Below are 15,225 nucleotides of genomic sequence, written 5' to 3'. Positions count from 1 at the left end.
ATGTCAGATAATCTAGTATTAGTTTTAAACTGTGGTAGTTCTTCACTGAAGTTTGCCGTTATTGATGCGCAAAGTGGTGACGAGCATATTTCAGGCTTAGCAGAATGCTTTGGTCTTGAAGACTCACGTATCAAGTGGAAAACACAAGGCAATAAAAATGAAGCTAAATTAGGTGCATTTACCGCTCACCGTGAAGCAGTTGAGTACATTGTTGACACCATTCTTGCAAGCCAACCTGAATTGGCTGCACAGGTTAAAGCAATTGGTCACCGTATTGTACATGGTGGCGAGAAGTTCACTCGTTCTGTCATCATTACTCCTGAAGTTATTCAAGGCATTGAAGACTGTGCTTCATTAGCGCCATTACACAACCCTGCTCACCTTATCGGTATTCGTGCAGCAATGGCTTCTTTCCCAGCACTTCCTCAAGTGGCTGTTTTCGATACGGCATTCCACCAAACTATGCCTGAAAAAGCCTACGTTTATGCATTACCGTACAAACTATACCGCGAGCACGGCATCCGTCGTTATGGCATGCACGGTACTAGCCACCTTTTTGTTAGCCGTGAAGCTGCTAAAGTATTAAATAAAGACATCGCAGACACCAATGTTATTGTTGCTCACTTGGGTAATGGTGCATCTGTAACTGCCATTAAAGGCGGTAAAAGTGTTGATACTTCAATGGGCTTAACTCCACTTGAAGGTTTAGTTATGGGCACTCGTTGTGGTGACTTAGACCCTTCAATTATTTTCCACTTAGTGGATCAATTAGGTTATACCGTGACTGAAGTGAACAACCTACTAAACAAACAAAGTGGTTTATTAGGCATTTCAGAGCTAACTAATGACTGCCGTGGCATTGAAGACGGTTACCAAGATGGTCATAAAGGTGCCACGCTAGCATTAGAGATTTTCTGCTATCGTTTAGCCAAGTACATTGCTTCATACACAGTGCCATTAGGCCGTTTAGACGCCATTATTTTCACCGGCGGTATTGGTGAAAACTCAGATATCATTCGCGCTAAAGTATTAGGGTTATTAGAAATCTTTAACTTTAACGTTGACGATACTAAAAACAAAGCAGCACGTTTTGGACAAGACGGCATTATCACTGCTGACAATAGTCCTGTTGCTATGGTTATTCCAACCAATGAAGAATGGGTTATTGCTGAAGATTCAATCAAACTTATCTCAGCAAAATAATTTATTAAAAATATAGAGGTTATTATGTCTCGTAATATTATGCTCATCCCTATCGGAATTGGTGTTGGTTTAACATCAATCAGCTTAGGTATGACTCGCGCACTAGAGCGCAAAGGCGTTAAAGTACAATTCTTTAAGCCTATCGCACAAATTCGTTCAGGCGATAAAGGACCTGAGCGTTCGACTACTATTTTAAGTAAGTCACCTACGGTTAATCCGCTTGAACCATTTGATATGGATCATGCTGAAGCATTAATTCGTTCAGAACAAACTGACGTATTAATGGAGCAAATTATTGCTCGTGCCGCTGAGTGTGCTTCAAACACTGAAACCATCGTTATTGAGGGTTTAGTGCCAACGCGTAGCCACCCTTTTGCTGACGACATCAACTATGAAATAGCCAAAGCATTAGATGCAGACGTGGTATTTATTGCTACACCAGGTAACGACTCACCAAATGGCTTAATGAACCGTCTAGAGATTGCATACAACTCTTGGGGTGGCGTTAAAAATAAACGCGTTATTGGTGCCGTAATCAACAAAATTGGCGCACCTACGGATGATGAAGGCCGTGCGCGACCTGATCTATCAGAAGTATTCGACCTAGACAATATTCAAGTGGGTGACACGGCTGGCATGTTCCAGTTACCAGGTAAAAGCCCTGTGCGCATTTTAGGTAGCGTACCGTACAACTTAGACTTAATTTCACCTCGTGCATCTGATTTAGCCAAACATTTAAATGCTAAAATTATTAATGCTGGTGAAATGCACACTCGTCGTATGCGTCGAGTCACTTTTTGTGCTCGCTCAATTCCTAACATGGTTAACCATATTAAAACTAACTCATTATTAGTGACTTCTGGTGATCGTTCTGACGTAATAGTTTCAGCCTGTTTAGCCGCCATGAACGGTGTCAAAATTGGTGCATTATTATTAACGGGTGGATACGAGCCAGAGCCAGAAATAATGAAGCTATGTGAACAAGCATTTGAAACCGGCTTACCTGTATTCTTAATTGGTAGTAACACATGGCAAACTTCGTTGAATATTCAACGTTTTGACCATGAAGTACCCGTTGACGATGCAGTGCGTGTTGAAAAAGTACAAGAGTACGTTGCTAGCCACATTGATCAAAACTGGATTGAAAGCGTGACTCAAGATTCAACTCGTGAGCACCGTTTATCGCCACCGGCATTCCGTTACAAGTTAACTGAACTAGCCCGTGCTGCGCGTAAGAAAATTGTTTTACCTGAAGGGGAAGAGCCTCGTACCATTAAAGCAGCGGCTATTTGTGCTGAACGTGGTATTGCACGCTGTGTGCTGTTAGGTAATAAAGAAGAAATTTTACGTATTGCCACCCAGCAAGATGTAGTACTTGGCGAAGGCGTAGAAATTATTGACCCAACATTAGCACGTGATAAATATGTTGAGCCAATGCTAGATTTACGCCGCCACAAAGGCTTAACCGAAGTGGTAGCAAAAGAGCAATTAGAAGACAACATGGTACTCGGTACTATGATGTTAGCTGAAGATGAAGTAGACGGTATTGTATCTGGTGCAGTCAACACTACTGCAAATACTATTCGTCCGCCACTGCAGTTAATTAAAACCGCACCGGGTTCTAGCTTAGTATCTTCAATCTTCTTTATGTTGATGCCAGATCAAGTACTAGTTTACGGTGACTGTGCGATTAACCCAGATCCAAATCCAGAGCAACTAGCTGATATTGCAATTCAATCAGCTGAATCAGCCTCAGCCTTTGGAATTGAGCCTCGCGTTGCGATGATCAGTTATTCAACGGGCACTTCTGGTACCGGTTCTGATGTTGATAAGGTGCGTGAAGCTACTCGTATTGCTAAAGAAAAACGCCCTGACTTAGTGATTGACGGCCCACTACAGTATGACGCTGCGGTAATGCCAAACGTTGCTCAGTCTAAAGCACCAAACAGCCCAGTTGCAGGTAAAGCAACAGTGTTTGTATTCCCAGACCTTAATACGGGTAATACAACCTATAAAGCGGTTCAACGAAGTGCAGACTTAATCAGTATAGGTCCAATGCTTCAAGGTATGCGCAAGCCAGTTAATGACTTGTCACGTGGCGCATTGGTTGATGATATTGTTTACACAATCGCATTAACGGCAATTCAAGCTTCGCAAAACGATGCTAAAGCTAATTAAGTTATAGCGATAGATTATCGATTTAAAAGCACTGCATATCAGCAGTGCTTTTTTTTAGCCCAAAAACTTTCTTAAACAACGGCAAAAATGGATAGAAGGAAAGACCTCTCGATAAAGCGGTATTTTTTAACCAAGGGAAAATACCACTTAAAAACATAAGCTTAAGGCGCCACCACAGATTCATTAACATAGTTGTCCACAGATTCTGTGGATAACATTTTATCGACCATGAAGGTTGATAGAAAAAGTAATTAAAATCAAAGTCCAATTCACCATAGCAACTTTATCTCGGCTATTGCTACAATTAAATCAACATCATCAATAAATATTCATTTAACTGAGCGCATTTTAAACAACATTCAGTTTTTTATAGGTTTCTAGTTAAATTTGCTATAGGTTTTATGGTTTAATAACACTCTAGTAACAAAAGTGGTAGGCGGATTTTATACTCCCCCTTAAGCAAGCCCATAAACGGTCAGTACAATACAAACCAACTTAATCGCTTATTAGTTATCTGCTTAACATCAGAAAGGAAGCACTGAATTATGTTTCGAGTTTTATTCATTGTGAGTCTTTTATGCCTTATGGGGTGTGAAAAAATATCAGAAAAAGCCGCTGCGCCTGAAACTCCAGAAAGCGTAACCTTGAGCTTTTTTAAAGCCATTTATACCGACAGAGATGTCAGCAAAGCATTACCCTACGTTAGCCCTGAAATGCGTGAAGTTCTTGAACACTATCATATCGCCTCTTCCGTTCAACGGCATGTGCTTGGATTATCAATGACTGATGTCACCATGAGTATTGATGAGATTGATATCGACTTTTTCAGAAAGTTCACTGACGACGTCACCATTATTGTCAAAATGGAAGGCCTTAAAGGCGGCAGACCTTGGGTAGACGACAGAACCTTACGCCTTAAAAAACAAGGTAAAAAGTGGATAATTGTAGAAGTACTGCCTGAAAAAGGAAAAATTAACGGCTAGTTGTTTTTTATGATAATAAGCCAAAAGGAAAAAGGCACAACCCCTAAAGGTTGTGCCTATTTTTTTACGCTATGTTAGCTATCCGGCTAAATTGATGCTCCCTGCTCCATCCTTGCGATATACCATCCTGGTATGTTCCTAAATCCATTTTCTCAACCATCCTTTACTCACGTAAGTTGAGCTCAATCCCTTGTTCAGTTATCCATTACTGAAATTCAATTCCGTTGAATTGTCCCTATGCATCCTGCATCCAGTCCTTTATTCCTTGTGTTAATTTGCATTAACACCCATCCTTGTTTCGGCTATCCATTTGCCGAGCTTATGCCCTTTTCCTTAGGCGTGTCCTTCATTCATCCTTGAAAACTTATCATCACTGATAATCGAAGTGTTTAATCCATTTACCAGCCGAGTCTTCATCCTAAAAACTGACCTTAACACTTGATGGAATCATTTTACCTCACCAACAAAAAACAAAAATAGATTTAACGTACACCTACAAACCCCCTACACACACAAATAACCACATTACACAACTAAATCACTGAAAATAATAAACTTAAACAAAATATCAATAGGATTGTACTACATTGAAAACGATTATAGCCTACATTTTTGTAGGAAAAAGCTTACACGCCTAAGAGCAAATAAGGCGATCAAGATTGTTTTTTGAAAAACCTTGTTAACATTTGCCAGAACATAACCCAATCACCCATCAAACTATATAAGGGGTATTTAAAGGTTGCAGGTCGATTTTTTTCAAACACAAAATGCCCTATCCAAGCAAAACCATAGCCAATTACTGGAAGCCAAAACAGTTGCCACCATTGTTGATTAATTAAGGTATTCAGTAAAACAATGATAATTATTGTGCTGCCAAGGTAATGCAGTCGACGGCACACCGGATCTTGATGCTGAGATAAATAGAAAGGGTAAAATGATTTAAAACTGTTGAATTCTTTAGCCATTAACGTGCCCTCCTATTTGGCATAAAACAATATTTCGCCTTCAACTTGGCCAATTGACACATTGGCAATTGATTTAAAACCTTGTTGCGTAAGTACTTTATGATGCTGAGGATGATTAACAAATACGCCTAGCCCATCGAGTTGTGGTTGCTCGTCACACCAACTTAATACCGCCTGAATTAATTTAGCGCCGTTGCCTTTATTTTGTTCGGTTGGTGATAGCGCAATAAACTGCAAAATTCCGCATTTATCTGTTGGAAGGTGAGAAAGTAAGCAGGTTTCTTTTTCCATTAATCCTTGGGTTGATTTCCAGCCTGTACCTAAAACCATTTTTAATCGCCAATGCCAGTAACGTGACTGACCTACTGGAATTTGGTGAGTAATAACACAAGCCACTCCAATTAATCTTTCGCCGTCAAACCAGCCTATTAAGGGTTGCTCTTGTTGCCATAGAGTATTGAGCTCTTCACGAATAGCCGCACGTAATTTTTGTTCATACACACTGGCATCATCAGCGCCCAGCACTTCAACAAAATAAGGGTCATCATGATAAGCGTTATAAATTATCGAGGCGGCAACACGTAAATCTTCTGCAGTGAGATATACTGCTTTATATTGTTCCAAGGTTTGATTATCCATTGTTATTTTCCCTTGATGATTTTATATGCACACCTAACTTATCAAGTTAACAAGAATGAAACAAACTCTTGTCAGCATAAATTGATTTTGCATTCTTTTCTCGTGTTTGATACTACTTAAAAAAGCTTTGAAAGGAGAACGAAATGGATACAAGTAACAATAATTTACAGCAACTATTTCAACAGCTTGGATTAGAGCACGACGATGATTCAATCAATGAATTTATTGATACTCATCAATTAGCTGAAGATACTTTATTAATCGAGGCGTCATTTTGGAACAATGCCCAAAAAGCATTTATTCAAGAAGCCTTATCAGAAGATGCACAGTGGGCTGAAGTCGTTGACTTACTTAATGTTATGCTACGAAAAAAGCCTACTGATGGAATCAAATAGTTCCTTCAACAGGCTTTTGGTATTGCAAGATTAAAGGCTTATATTTGCTTATAAGCCGTATCGCCCCAACCAATCAATTTACCGTCTCTAAAGACTACTGGAGTACATTCATCTTTAGTGGTTTTACCGTCACCTTTGGCCCACTGAGTACGATAAAATAATACATTTACCGTTTCTGCTGCACTTTGTTCACTAGCTTGATTCACAAACGCCTCTGTAAAATCTGAAGTTCCCATAATAATCTGTACTTGATCTAGGCTCATTCCTAACGAAAGCTTGGTTAAATTAGTTCGATTTTTTTCTTGTTGTACTTCCCAATAATTATGTCCTTTAGATGATTCATGATCACCCACATTTAATACGCAACCTGTTAAACCTAAAGAAATAGACGCAATTAATGCAGCTGCAAGCAAATTTGATTTCATGTTATGTCCTTTTTGTTAGAATGTGCTCAATTATCTAAAACTGCGATATCATTTAATGCGCAATTTTATCTTGATTAAGCTAAAATCATGCCAACACTTACCTTATTGATTTTAAATAACATTTAATTCAATTATTTTGCTTTTAGCCAATTTCGCTATTAAATTTAAAGGTTTTCACCACATATGAGTCAAATAGAACAAGTTATTGCTGCGGCTAAATCGATTGCAATTAAAGGCCATACCCCAACCATTGCACTAATTAAAAGTCGTGTTGGTAAGTTGCCTATGCCCGCTATTGTCCAAGGCTTACAGCAATTTAAAGCAATACCGCAATCTGAATGGAAAAATATTGCAGATGTTAACCTAGATGCTGAAAACGCTGACAACACACCACAGCCGACTATTGAAGAACTATTGTCTAACCAAAAAACTATGCAACAACACATACAAGCATTAACTGATCGCGTGACTGAACTTGAAAAATTACTGACCCCAAAGGCCAAATAATGTTTGTTATTGAATTACGTTTTGAGCCATTTGCTGACACCACGATTTCGGCAGCTGAAAAAGCCATTAATGCTCATTTAGAAGCCCTTAGAGCCAATGGCCAGATTCTTGGTCGTGAATTTGCAGTAGCATTTAATGATGGTGAATTTAGAGTACGTTTGATGGTGCCTGAAAAAACCAGCCTTGCAAATCGTTATAATAGCGCTTGGGTCAAAGCAACCCTTCAAGGGTTAACAGACGCAAAGCTGCTGGCCCCTAGAGACAAATTTATTGGCCAAGATATTAATTCTGAAGTGAGTAATACTGACGACCCGAGCTGGCAAGTGTTATACACCAGCTATGTGCATATGTGCTCACCGCTTCGAAATGGCGACAATTTATTGCCTATCCCCTTATATCAAATACCCGCAACATTTAATGGTGATCATAAACGAGTGATAAAATGGCAAAGCGAGTGGCAAGCCTGTGATGAACTGCAAATGGCGGCGGCAACTAAAGCTGAATTTGCGGCATTAGAAGAAATAAGTAGCGTACACAGTGACATGTTTAGACGCGGCTGGGATTTACGGGGCCGGATTGAATATTTAACTAAAATCCCCACCTACTATTATTTATACCGAGTAGGTGGTGAAAGCTTACAAGCTGAAAAGTCACGAGTGTGCCCGAAATGTGGCAGCGCTGATTGGGCACTTGAAACGCCTCTACTCGACATGTTCCACTTTAGGTGTGAACCATGCCGAATTGTGTCTAACCTTTCATGGGATCATCAATAGGTCAGTTTATTTTTTGCGCCATAAATACTGCCACATTAATTTGATGCGTTGCCAGATCCCCGGATGCTGGTAATGCGTATCTTCAGTTATTTCAGGCTTAACTGGCGGAGTAATATGTGGCGATACCAGCTGTAAAAATTCAGCTAACGAATCGGCTAACTTTTGATGTTGAAGCTCGCCCGGTATTTCAATCCAAACACTGCCGGTTTCATTGTCAACGGTAAGCATTTGATCGCCATCACCCAGTACCCCAATAAACCAGGTAGCAGGTTGCTTGAGCTTTTTCTTCATCATCAAATGACCAATCATATTTTGTTGAAGATACTCATAGTCTTGCTTATTCCATGCTTGCAGTAACTCACCCTCACCCCACTGTGAAGTAAACATCAATGGTGCGCTAAAATACTGACCAAAAAACGGATTAATATCAGCATGTAAGCTAATTTCTAACGCATGTTCAACGTTAGTAAAATCAGCACAAGCCTTACGCTTAAAAGGCTTAAAATAAACCGCGTCAGGGCTGAATGCATTAAATTCCCCTTGAATACATGACGACTCTTCACCCATTGGATAATACCGAGGGAGTTCTGACAATGCTTCTTGGTAAGCGTGTAAATATCGACTAATAAAATTTTCAAGTGCGGATGAACAAGACACTAGTGCTTCTCGTAGTTTATAATAAAGCGATATTTTGACATGGAAACCGATTAGATGACACAAAATCACGATCCTTATAATGATGCTCCTGCACTTCAGGGCCTAACCTTAGGCCAATCAACTGAGTACCAAGCCGAATATGATGCATCATTGCTGCAAGGGGTCCCGCGCAAGTTAAACCGTGACGCCATTGCGTTAAGCGGTGATTTACCTTTTCATGGCACTGATATTTGGACTGCGTATGAACTGTCTTGGCTGAACAGTAAAGGTAAGCCAATGGTCGCTTTGGCTGAAGTTCATTTAGACATTAATAGCGTTAATTTAATTGAATCTAAATCGTTTAAACTTTATTTAAACAGCTTTAATCAGACCAAATTTGACAGTGTTGAAGATGTTCAAAACAGGTTAACTCAAGACCTCGCTAATTGTGCCCAAGGGGACGTTAGCGTGAGCATTATTGAACCAAAACATTTCACCTTTGAGCGTGTAGTAGAATTACCCGGCACTTGTATTGATGATTTAGATATTGAAGTCGATAACTATGACTTCAACCCAGATTATTTACAAGATAGCACCGAAGACAAAAATGTAGCAGAAACGCTGAATTCAAACTTATTGAAGTCTAACTGTTTAATTACTTCACAGCCCGATTGGGGCAGCGTAATGATACGTTATCAAGGCCCTAAAATTGACCGCGAAAAGTTATTACGCTATTTAATTTCGTTTAGACAACACAACGAGTTTCACGAGCAGTGTATTGAACGCATTTTTGTGGATTTAAAACGTTACTGCGGTTGCACTAAATTAACAGTGTACGCAAGATATACTCGCCGAGGTGGTTTAGATATAAACCCTTATCGCAGTGATTTTGAAAACCCACCAGAGTCGCACCGTTTAGCGAGACAATAACATTTCCCCCAACGGCATGTTGTCCATGCCGTTGGGATTAACATCGCAGGATTCCATCCTGCACCGGCCAAAAGGGTATCAACAGCAATACCCTCTTGGATCACCCTGCTGCCCCAAACGAAAAATGCTGAAAAGCGCATAATTTTCGATGGGGATTGATCCAGATTTTAACTTCGTTGGGTTCTGCCTTCTGTCATTGTCGAAAAGCTCTAACGCTTCCGATAGGCCATCCTTGGCCTAACGTAAGCTAGCTTAGCATCCATGCCAAGCTCACGAACTTTACTCGATGCCCTTAATACACATTGAATCTGAAAGTTTTACGTCTAATTAGATACAAATAAGGCAAATCGAAGAGGCGAAAATTTCAGGTGTAAGCGCGGCGGTGACTACTGACCGCCATGGATGGTGGGAATGTCAAAATTTGTCTGGAACAAATTTGACCATGACATGGCGAAGTTTGACGGTGTGAAACGCTTTGAGCGAGAGGCATGGATGCCGAACTGGCTGTTTAACATGGATGTTATTCGTCATGGCCGAGCTTTCAGGGACGAACTTGCAGCGTGTCACGGTCGTGTTTGCACGATAGCCTGCGGCAGGCAATTGATTAGATTGAAGCTATGGTCTTCTATACCTGAACAGAGATAAATAATTTATAAAATGGATTCCTGTAACGCATTTCTGTTCAGAAATGAGTTGGTTGAACGTCAAATTATTAGTTTTATTTAAGTTACACGGCTGCTGAACAGCCGAAATTGGCACATATGAGACTGCCAGCTTTGATCAAGCTCTATTAGTCAAACCTGACAGTTCAAGCTCAGACTTGTTCATATTAGCTTTCTACAGCTAATAACGGCTCATTCTCGCCTGTTAGCAAACTGCCTTATAATACACCTGAAATTAACTGTTCCAAGGTGGCGACTTTACAGTCTGGCACAATTTGCTTTGGCTTCGAATGCATTGACGAATCTTCACTTTCTAAGCCCCAGCATAGGCTAAAACGATATTCTGTATTAAGCCGACCAAATAAAAAATGCCAAGGCTGATGCTGCAAGGCTTCAGGTGCATGAAACTGCACATAATCATCGCACGCAACATAAGGCGCTAACACAGATTCATCTGCCACTTTCAATACCTTATTAGCCGCAAATGAAAAGCCAAAAGACGTTAAAGATTGGGCTAACCCTTTGCCGGTAGCCTTAATAAATGCTTCTTTTAATGCCCATAAATCAAAAAAACGTTGCCGCTGATCAGCTTCACCCAGTAATGCGAGTTGGCTTACTTCATCGGGAGTAAAGTAATGATTCATAATGGTATGAATGTTGGTATTGCGCCGACATCGCTCTATATCAATACCCAAACAGGCTTTATTTGCGTTATTGATATTCTGCAAATGGGTATCCACAATCGCGACCGATAACCAGTCACCACTATGGCTTAAATTAAACAATAATCCACTTTGTTCAAACAATGCTTGGCTGAGTTGAGGTTTACCTTTATCACCGTATTCAAATTGCCATTCTTGAGGTGCGATATCTGCGTGTGTCGATAATAATGCTCGCAATGCTAACCTGACTTGTAAGGCGTTGTATTTGGCGTTTTGCTGTGAATATCTAGCTACTTTGAGTTGCTCAGCCTCATTAAGCCAGCCTAAAGCCAGCCCAGCGTCAAAGTCTTGCGCAGTAAAATTTGCTTTAAAAGGTATAAAATAAATTGATGCCGTTATTTTCATTATTCACACACTGAGTAAAGTAGCGTTAAAGTTTATCATCAAAACACCCACCATAATTTGCATCATTTCAATGTTGGCATTATTGCTTCACTAAACTGGATATTAGCGCCCTCAGTGCCGCGGGTTTAATCATTTTGGCTAAGTAATGATAACCACGCTTCTCAACATCTTCGATTAACTGTTTATTGGTATTGGCCGTAATTAATACTCCAGGTAAGTGCATGCCATAACGTGAGCGAATGCCATCCATAGCATCAACCCCATTTTCATCATTATCTAAATGGTAATCGGCTAACACAATATCAGGGGCAACACCTTTCAAGCCCAGTTTTATACGAGCATCAGCCAAACTGGTTGCACAAATAACTTCGCATTGCCAGCGGGTTAACAGTGACTCTAACCCCGCTAAAATTGCCTCTTCGTTGTCAATACACAGTACTTTAATGCCTGCCAGCGGCTGAACAGGATTAGTATTCGACTTAGCTTCTGCTTTATGCGTGGTTTGTCCTAAAGGCACTGTGACGGAAAACATTGAGCCATCACCTAAACTCGATTTAACATCGATTTTATGATTCAAGACCTTGCTAATCCTATCTGCAATCGCTAACCCTAACCCCAAGCCACTTACATTACGGCTACTAGGATCATTCAAGCGTTTAAACTCTCTAAAAATCTCATTAATGTCGTCAGCTTTGATACCACAGCCAGTATCAAATACTTGAATTTCAATCGACTGACCTCGCCTTCTACATCCTAAAAGCACTTTGCCACCCCGTGCGTAGCGATACGCATTGGTTAAAAAGTTTTGTAATATTCGACGCAGTAAGGCTGGGTCAGAATTAACGGTTAACTTAGACTCAATTAATTTGAATTTAATCTGATTATCTTGAGCCATCGCTTCAAACTCTACCGCTAAGGCGTTTAACACTTCAGCAATGGCAAAGTCTCGGCGATTAACGTCTACTTTGCCCGAATCTAGTTTTGAAATATCCAATAAATCAGTTAATAACTCACCGGCCGTTTTTAAAGAGCTATTAACGTGAGTGATGGTGGTTTGTGCCTCTAAATCTAAATTGGGATACTGAGATAATGATGCAGTAAATAATCTAGCAGCGTTTAAGGGCTGCATTAAGTCATGACCCACTGCGGCTAAAAAACGCGTTTTAGAGGCATTTGCTAATTCTTCTTGCGCTTTAGCTTCAAGCAGCTCGCTATTTAGCATGGCCAGTTCATAGGTTCTTTCTTTAACGCGTTCTTCTAAGGTTTCGTTAGCTTCTTTTAACGCTTTTTCTTGTAATCGATACTGAGTAATGTCGGTAAATGTCATCACAAAACCACCATCTGGCATGGGGTTTCCTTGAATTTTAATTACCTTGCCATCTTTGCGTTCACGTTCTGAAATATGCGCTGTACCATTTCGCATGTGTTGCACACGGGTTTCCACTTGCTCATCAATATCCCCTTCACCACAAAAACCACGGGCGGCATTAAAGCGCACAACCTCACTAATAGGCATGCCATGCTTTAAAAAGCCGTCAGGATACTGATATAGCTCGGCATATTTATAATTCCACGCAACAAGGTTTAAGTCTTTATCCACCACGCTCATGCCTTCATAAGCATGTTCAATTGCACCGCGAAGCATATCTTGACTCAAAATGATTTTTGAAGAAGCTTCATCCACTAAACTGAACACTTCATCTAATGCTAAATCACGCCCTTGTAACACTGAGTCCATCACTAATTTAGCACTTGAGGCACCTAATACCCCAGCAAGCATATGTTCGGTATGAGAGATCAACTCATTTGGAGCAGCTTTGTGCCAGCTATCACTTTTTACGGCTTCAGCTGAAAATCGACTAAAGCTTTCATAAGCCCGAGTTGGGCTAACAAAGCGACTAGCAAGAATAAGTAAATCTTGTTGAGAAATAGGCCCTTGGCGCTTATTTTCATTTTGTTTTAATAGCCAAGGCTTAACAAAATTACTGGCTTGAATTCGTTCTGCAACACCGGCTCTGAACCATAACGACCCCAATACATAGCAGACAATATTTGCCATCAATGCAATCAGAGTGTCGCTCACATTAGGTTTTATAGACTCTAATATTCCTTGGTTAGCGCCAAAGTGCGATAAGGTACCTGCATCGCTGGCGCTAAAAAACAATATGTAACACCACAAACTAAAGCCAACGGCTAAGCCTAAAAACACCCCATTACGGTTGCCGTATTTCCAATATAAGCCGCCAATTAACGCTGGAGCTAACTGAGCAAAAGCGCCAAATGACAACATGCCTAAATGTGATAATGAATCGCTTTCAGCTAAATTCAAATAACTGACATAACCAAATCCCAAAATCATGACAATGGCAATACGTCTGGCATTTAATAACAATTGAGAAAATTGACTAAAGTTTTTTTGCTTAATTTGTCCCGTTCGTAACATTAATGGCACTAACCATTCATTACTGATCATCACACTAATGGTCACTACGGCCACAATCACCATTCCGGTTGCCGCCGACAAGGTGCCTAATAATGCAATAACAGCCAAAATAGGTTGGTCAAGCGCCAAAGGAAGATTAATCACATAGGTATCAGCGGCAACAGAGTCACCCAGTAACACTTTGCCAGCTAAGGCTAATGGTGCAACAAACAAGCCAAATAACACCAAATACACCGGAAATATCCAGCGAGCTTTTTTCAAAACCGACTCGCCACCGCACTCAACCACCATGACGTGAAATTGTCGTGGCATACATAAAAATGCCGCCATGCCTACTACTAACTCAGGTAATAATGCTTGTAGTCTAATTTCGCCAAACTCAATAAGGTTGCGCTCGCCTGCTTGTTGCCAAATATCGCCAAAACCATCAAAAAAACCAAAACTAATAACAATGCCCACCAGCAAAAAGGCGGTTAATTTAACCAAAGACTCAAAGGCAATGGCTACCATCATGCCTGGGTTGTGCTCTGTTGCATCAAGTTTTCGAGTACCAAATAAAATGGCAAACACGGCTAAAATAAGGGTAATTAATAATGGTACGCCTTGCGGATTTAAAGGGGAATCATGGGGTTGGAATAAATTTAGCGAAAACACCATCGCCTTAAGCTGTAAAGCGATGTACGGCATGATACCAAATAGTGCAATCAAGGTTACTAACGCGGCAAGTAATTGTGACTTACCATAACGCGCGGCGATAAAGTCAGCCACCGAAGTGATATTTTGTGCCTTAGACACCACGACCATTTTGCGCAGTAAGCCAAAACCAAAGGTAAAAATGATAATAGGCCCAACAAAAATGGGCAGAAATGACCATAAATCAGAAGCCGATTGCCCCACTGTGCCTAAAAAGCTCCACGACGAGCAATAAACCGCAAGGCTAAGACCATAAATCCATATTTGCGCTTTTTGACTAATTTTACCAAACCAACGTTCAGCCCCCCACGCCAAAATAAACAGTAGTGACACATAACAAACGGCAATAATTGCCACAAAAAGAGTTAAATTCATAACGCGCGTTATCACCTTAAATCAGTGGATGAGACATCCGATCTCATTATTATTATTGTTTACATTAAACTCAGTGTAGCAAGGTTTACCTTGTGATTTATTTTTACTGAAGTGACATTAATTTCAATCAATCCCATAAATAGGTTGAGATAAACCCTGTCGGCATTATGCTGGAACATTCAATAACATCAACATCGAAATAACAACAAGACTTAATACTAATAATAAACAGTGTCTCATAATTGCAACAGATTCAATATTAAGGACTTTATTAAACTAGACCAAGGTCTAATGGAGTTTGATAGCTATTGCAGATGATACTTTCACCAAGCCAATAATTGAAAGGGAAGC

At 40.3% G+C, this 15,225-nt stretch carries 13 protein-coding genes; 7 read left to right on the top strand and 6 right to left on the bottom strand.

The window, feature by feature from the left end:
* The 3 genes from ackA to L2672_RS11920 all read left to right on the top strand — a co-directional run bounded on the left by ackA (window position 1) and on the right by L2672_RS11920 (window position 4,364).
* Complete coding sequence (gene ackA, locus L2672_RS11930) at window positions 1-1,203, top strand: acetate kinase (protein ID WP_248996078.1); 1,203 nt, start codon at window positions 1-3, stop codon at window positions 1,201-1,203.
* Window positions 1,204-1,227: 24 nt separating this feature from the next.
* Window positions 1,228-3,381 carry a phosphate acetyltransferase gene (gene pta, locus L2672_RS11925; RefSeq protein ID WP_248996077.1) on the top strand — a complete coding sequence of 718 codons (2,154 nt, stop codon included), beginning with the start codon at window positions 1,228-1,230 and terminating at the stop codon, window positions 3,379-3,381.
* 545 nt (window positions 3,382-3,926) lie between these two features.
* Window positions 3,927-4,364, top strand: coding sequence for a nuclear transport factor 2 family protein (locus tag L2672_RS11920; RefSeq protein ID WP_248996076.1), 438 nt, complete (start codon window positions 3,927-3,929; stop codon window positions 4,362-4,364).
* Between the two features lie 653 nt (window positions 4,365-5,017).
* Here L2672_RS11920 and L2672_RS11915 read toward each other — a convergent pair.
* Complete coding sequence (locus L2672_RS11915; RefSeq protein ID WP_248996075.1) at window positions 5,018-5,329, bottom strand: Mpo1-like protein; 312 nt, start codon at window positions 5,327-5,329, stop codon at window positions 5,018-5,020.
* A 12-nt stretch (window positions 5,330-5,341) separates the two neighbouring features.
* A complete protein-coding gene (locus L2672_RS11910) occupies window positions 5,342-5,968 on the bottom strand; it encodes a GNAT family N-acetyltransferase (protein ID WP_248996074.1) in 627 nt (208 codons plus the stop codon).
* Between the two features lie 143 nt (window positions 5,969-6,111).
* On the opposite strand from L2672_RS11910, the gene L2672_RS11905 reads away from it, so the two are divergent.
* Window positions 6,112-6,363, top strand: a complete 252-nt coding sequence (locus tag L2672_RS11905) for a DUF2789 family protein (RefSeq protein ID WP_248996073.1) — start codon at window positions 6,112-6,114, stop codon at window positions 6,361-6,363.
* 38 nt (window positions 6,364-6,401) lie between these two features.
* On the opposite strand, the gene L2672_RS11900 is transcribed toward L2672_RS11905, so the two are convergent.
* The gene (locus L2672_RS11900; RefSeq protein WP_248996072.1) at window positions 6,402-6,788 is read right to left on the bottom strand and encodes a DUF3192 domain-containing protein; all 387 of its coding nucleotides are present in this window, start codon (window positions 6,786-6,788) and stop codon (window positions 6,402-6,404) included.
* A gap of 183 nt (window positions 6,789-6,971) precedes the next feature.
* Between L2672_RS11900 and L2672_RS11895 the strand changes: the two genes are divergently transcribed.
* Window positions 6,972-7,295, top strand: a complete 324-nt coding sequence (locus tag L2672_RS11895) for a hypothetical protein (RefSeq protein WP_248996071.1) — start codon at window positions 6,972-6,974, stop codon at window positions 7,293-7,295.
* Window positions 7,295-8,068, top strand: coding sequence for a Zn-ribbon-containing protein (locus L2672_RS11890; protein WP_248996070.1), 774 nt, complete (start codon window positions 7,295-7,297; stop codon window positions 8,066-8,068). The genes L2672_RS11895 and L2672_RS11890 overlap by 1 nt, the downstream gene beginning before the upstream one ends.
* 6 nt (window positions 8,069-8,074) lie before the next feature.
* Here L2672_RS11890 and syd read toward each other — a convergent pair whose 3' ends face one another.
* Entirely contained in the window at window positions 8,075-8,725 is a 651-nt protein-coding gene (gene syd / locus L2672_RS11885) for a SecY-interacting protein (RefSeq protein WP_248996069.1), read from the bottom strand.
* Between the two features lie 54 nt (window positions 8,726-8,779).
* Here syd and queF point away from each other — a divergent pair, with 54 nt between their 5' ends.
* The gene (gene queF / locus L2672_RS11880) at window positions 8,780-9,634 is read left to right on the top strand and encodes an NADPH-dependent 7-cyano-7-deazaguanine reductase QueF (protein WP_248996068.1); all 855 of its coding nucleotides are present in this window, start codon (window positions 8,780-8,782) and stop codon (window positions 9,632-9,634) included.
* Between the two features lie 880 nt (window positions 9,635-10,514).
* Here queF and L2672_RS11875 read toward each other — a convergent pair.
* Both L2672_RS11875 and L2672_RS11870 read right to left on the bottom strand, forming a co-directional pair.
* Window positions 10,515-11,363 (bottom strand): 4'-phosphopantetheinyl transferase family protein, encoded by an 849-nt coding sequence (locus tag L2672_RS11875; protein WP_248996067.1) that lies wholly within the window; start codon window positions 11,361-11,363, stop codon window positions 10,515-10,517.
* 79 nt (window positions 11,364-11,442) lie between these two features.
* Window positions 11,443-14,874 carry a hybrid sensor histidine kinase/response regulator gene (locus L2672_RS11870; protein ID WP_248996066.1) on the bottom strand — a complete coding sequence of 1,144 codons (3,432 nt, stop codon included), beginning with the start codon at window positions 14,872-14,874 and terminating at the stop codon, window positions 11,443-11,445.
* Window positions 14,875-15,225 lie beyond the last annotated feature (351 nt).

It is taken from the genome of Shewanella gaetbuli (genome assembly GCF_023284065.1).
GTDB classification, from domain to species: Bacteria; Pseudomonadota; Gammaproteobacteria; order Enterobacterales; family Shewanellaceae; genus Shewanella; species Shewanella gaetbuli.
This window is presented reverse-complemented; position numbering and strand designations above follow the sequence as displayed.

What these genes read in the sequence shown, in the direction of transcription:
- L2672_RS11905 (WP_248996073.1), top strand. Translation starts at nt 6,112, where the DNA reads ATGGATACAAGTAACAATAATTTACAGCAACTATTTCAACAGCTTGGA.
- L2672_RS11920 (WP_248996076.1), top strand. Translation starts at nt 3,927, where the DNA reads ATGTTTCGAGTTTTATTCATTGTGAGTCTTTTATGCCTTATGGGGTGT.
- L2672_RS11895 (WP_248996071.1), top strand. Translation starts at nt 6,972, where the DNA reads ATGAGTCAAATAGAACAAGTTATTGCTGCGGCTAAATCGATTGCAATT.
- queF (WP_248996068.1), top strand. Translation starts at nt 8,780, where the DNA reads ATGACACAAAATCACGATCCTTATAATGATGCTCCTGCACTTCAGGGC.
- L2672_RS11900 (WP_248996072.1), bottom strand. Translation starts at nt 6,788, where the DNA reads ATGAAATCAAATTTGCTTGCAGCTGCATTAATTGCGTCTATTTCTTTA.
- L2672_RS11870 (WP_248996066.1), bottom strand. Translation starts at nt 14,874, where the DNA reads ATGAATTTAACTCTTTTTGTGGCAATTATTGCCGTTTGTTATGTGTCA.
- ackA (WP_248996078.1), top strand. Translation starts at nt 1, where the DNA reads ATGTCAGATAATCTAGTATTAGTTTTAAACTGTGGTAGTTCTTCACTG.
- L2672_RS11910 (WP_248996074.1), bottom strand. Translation starts at nt 5,968, where the DNA reads ATGGATAATCAAACCTTGGAACAATATAAAGCAGTATATCTCACTGCA.
- pta (WP_248996077.1), top strand. Translation starts at nt 1,228, where the DNA reads ATGTCTCGTAATATTATGCTCATCCCTATCGGAATTGGTGTTGGTTTA.
- L2672_RS11890 (WP_248996070.1), top strand. Translation starts at nt 7,295, where the DNA reads ATGTTTGTTATTGAATTACGTTTTGAGCCATTTGCTGACACCACGATT.
- L2672_RS11875 (WP_248996067.1), bottom strand. Translation starts at nt 11,363, where the DNA reads ATGAAAATAACGGCATCAATTTATTTTATACCTTTTAAAGCAAATTTT.
- L2672_RS11915 (WP_248996075.1), bottom strand. Translation starts at nt 5,329, where the DNA reads ATGGCTAAAGAATTCAACAGTTTTAAATCATTTTACCCTTTCTATTTA.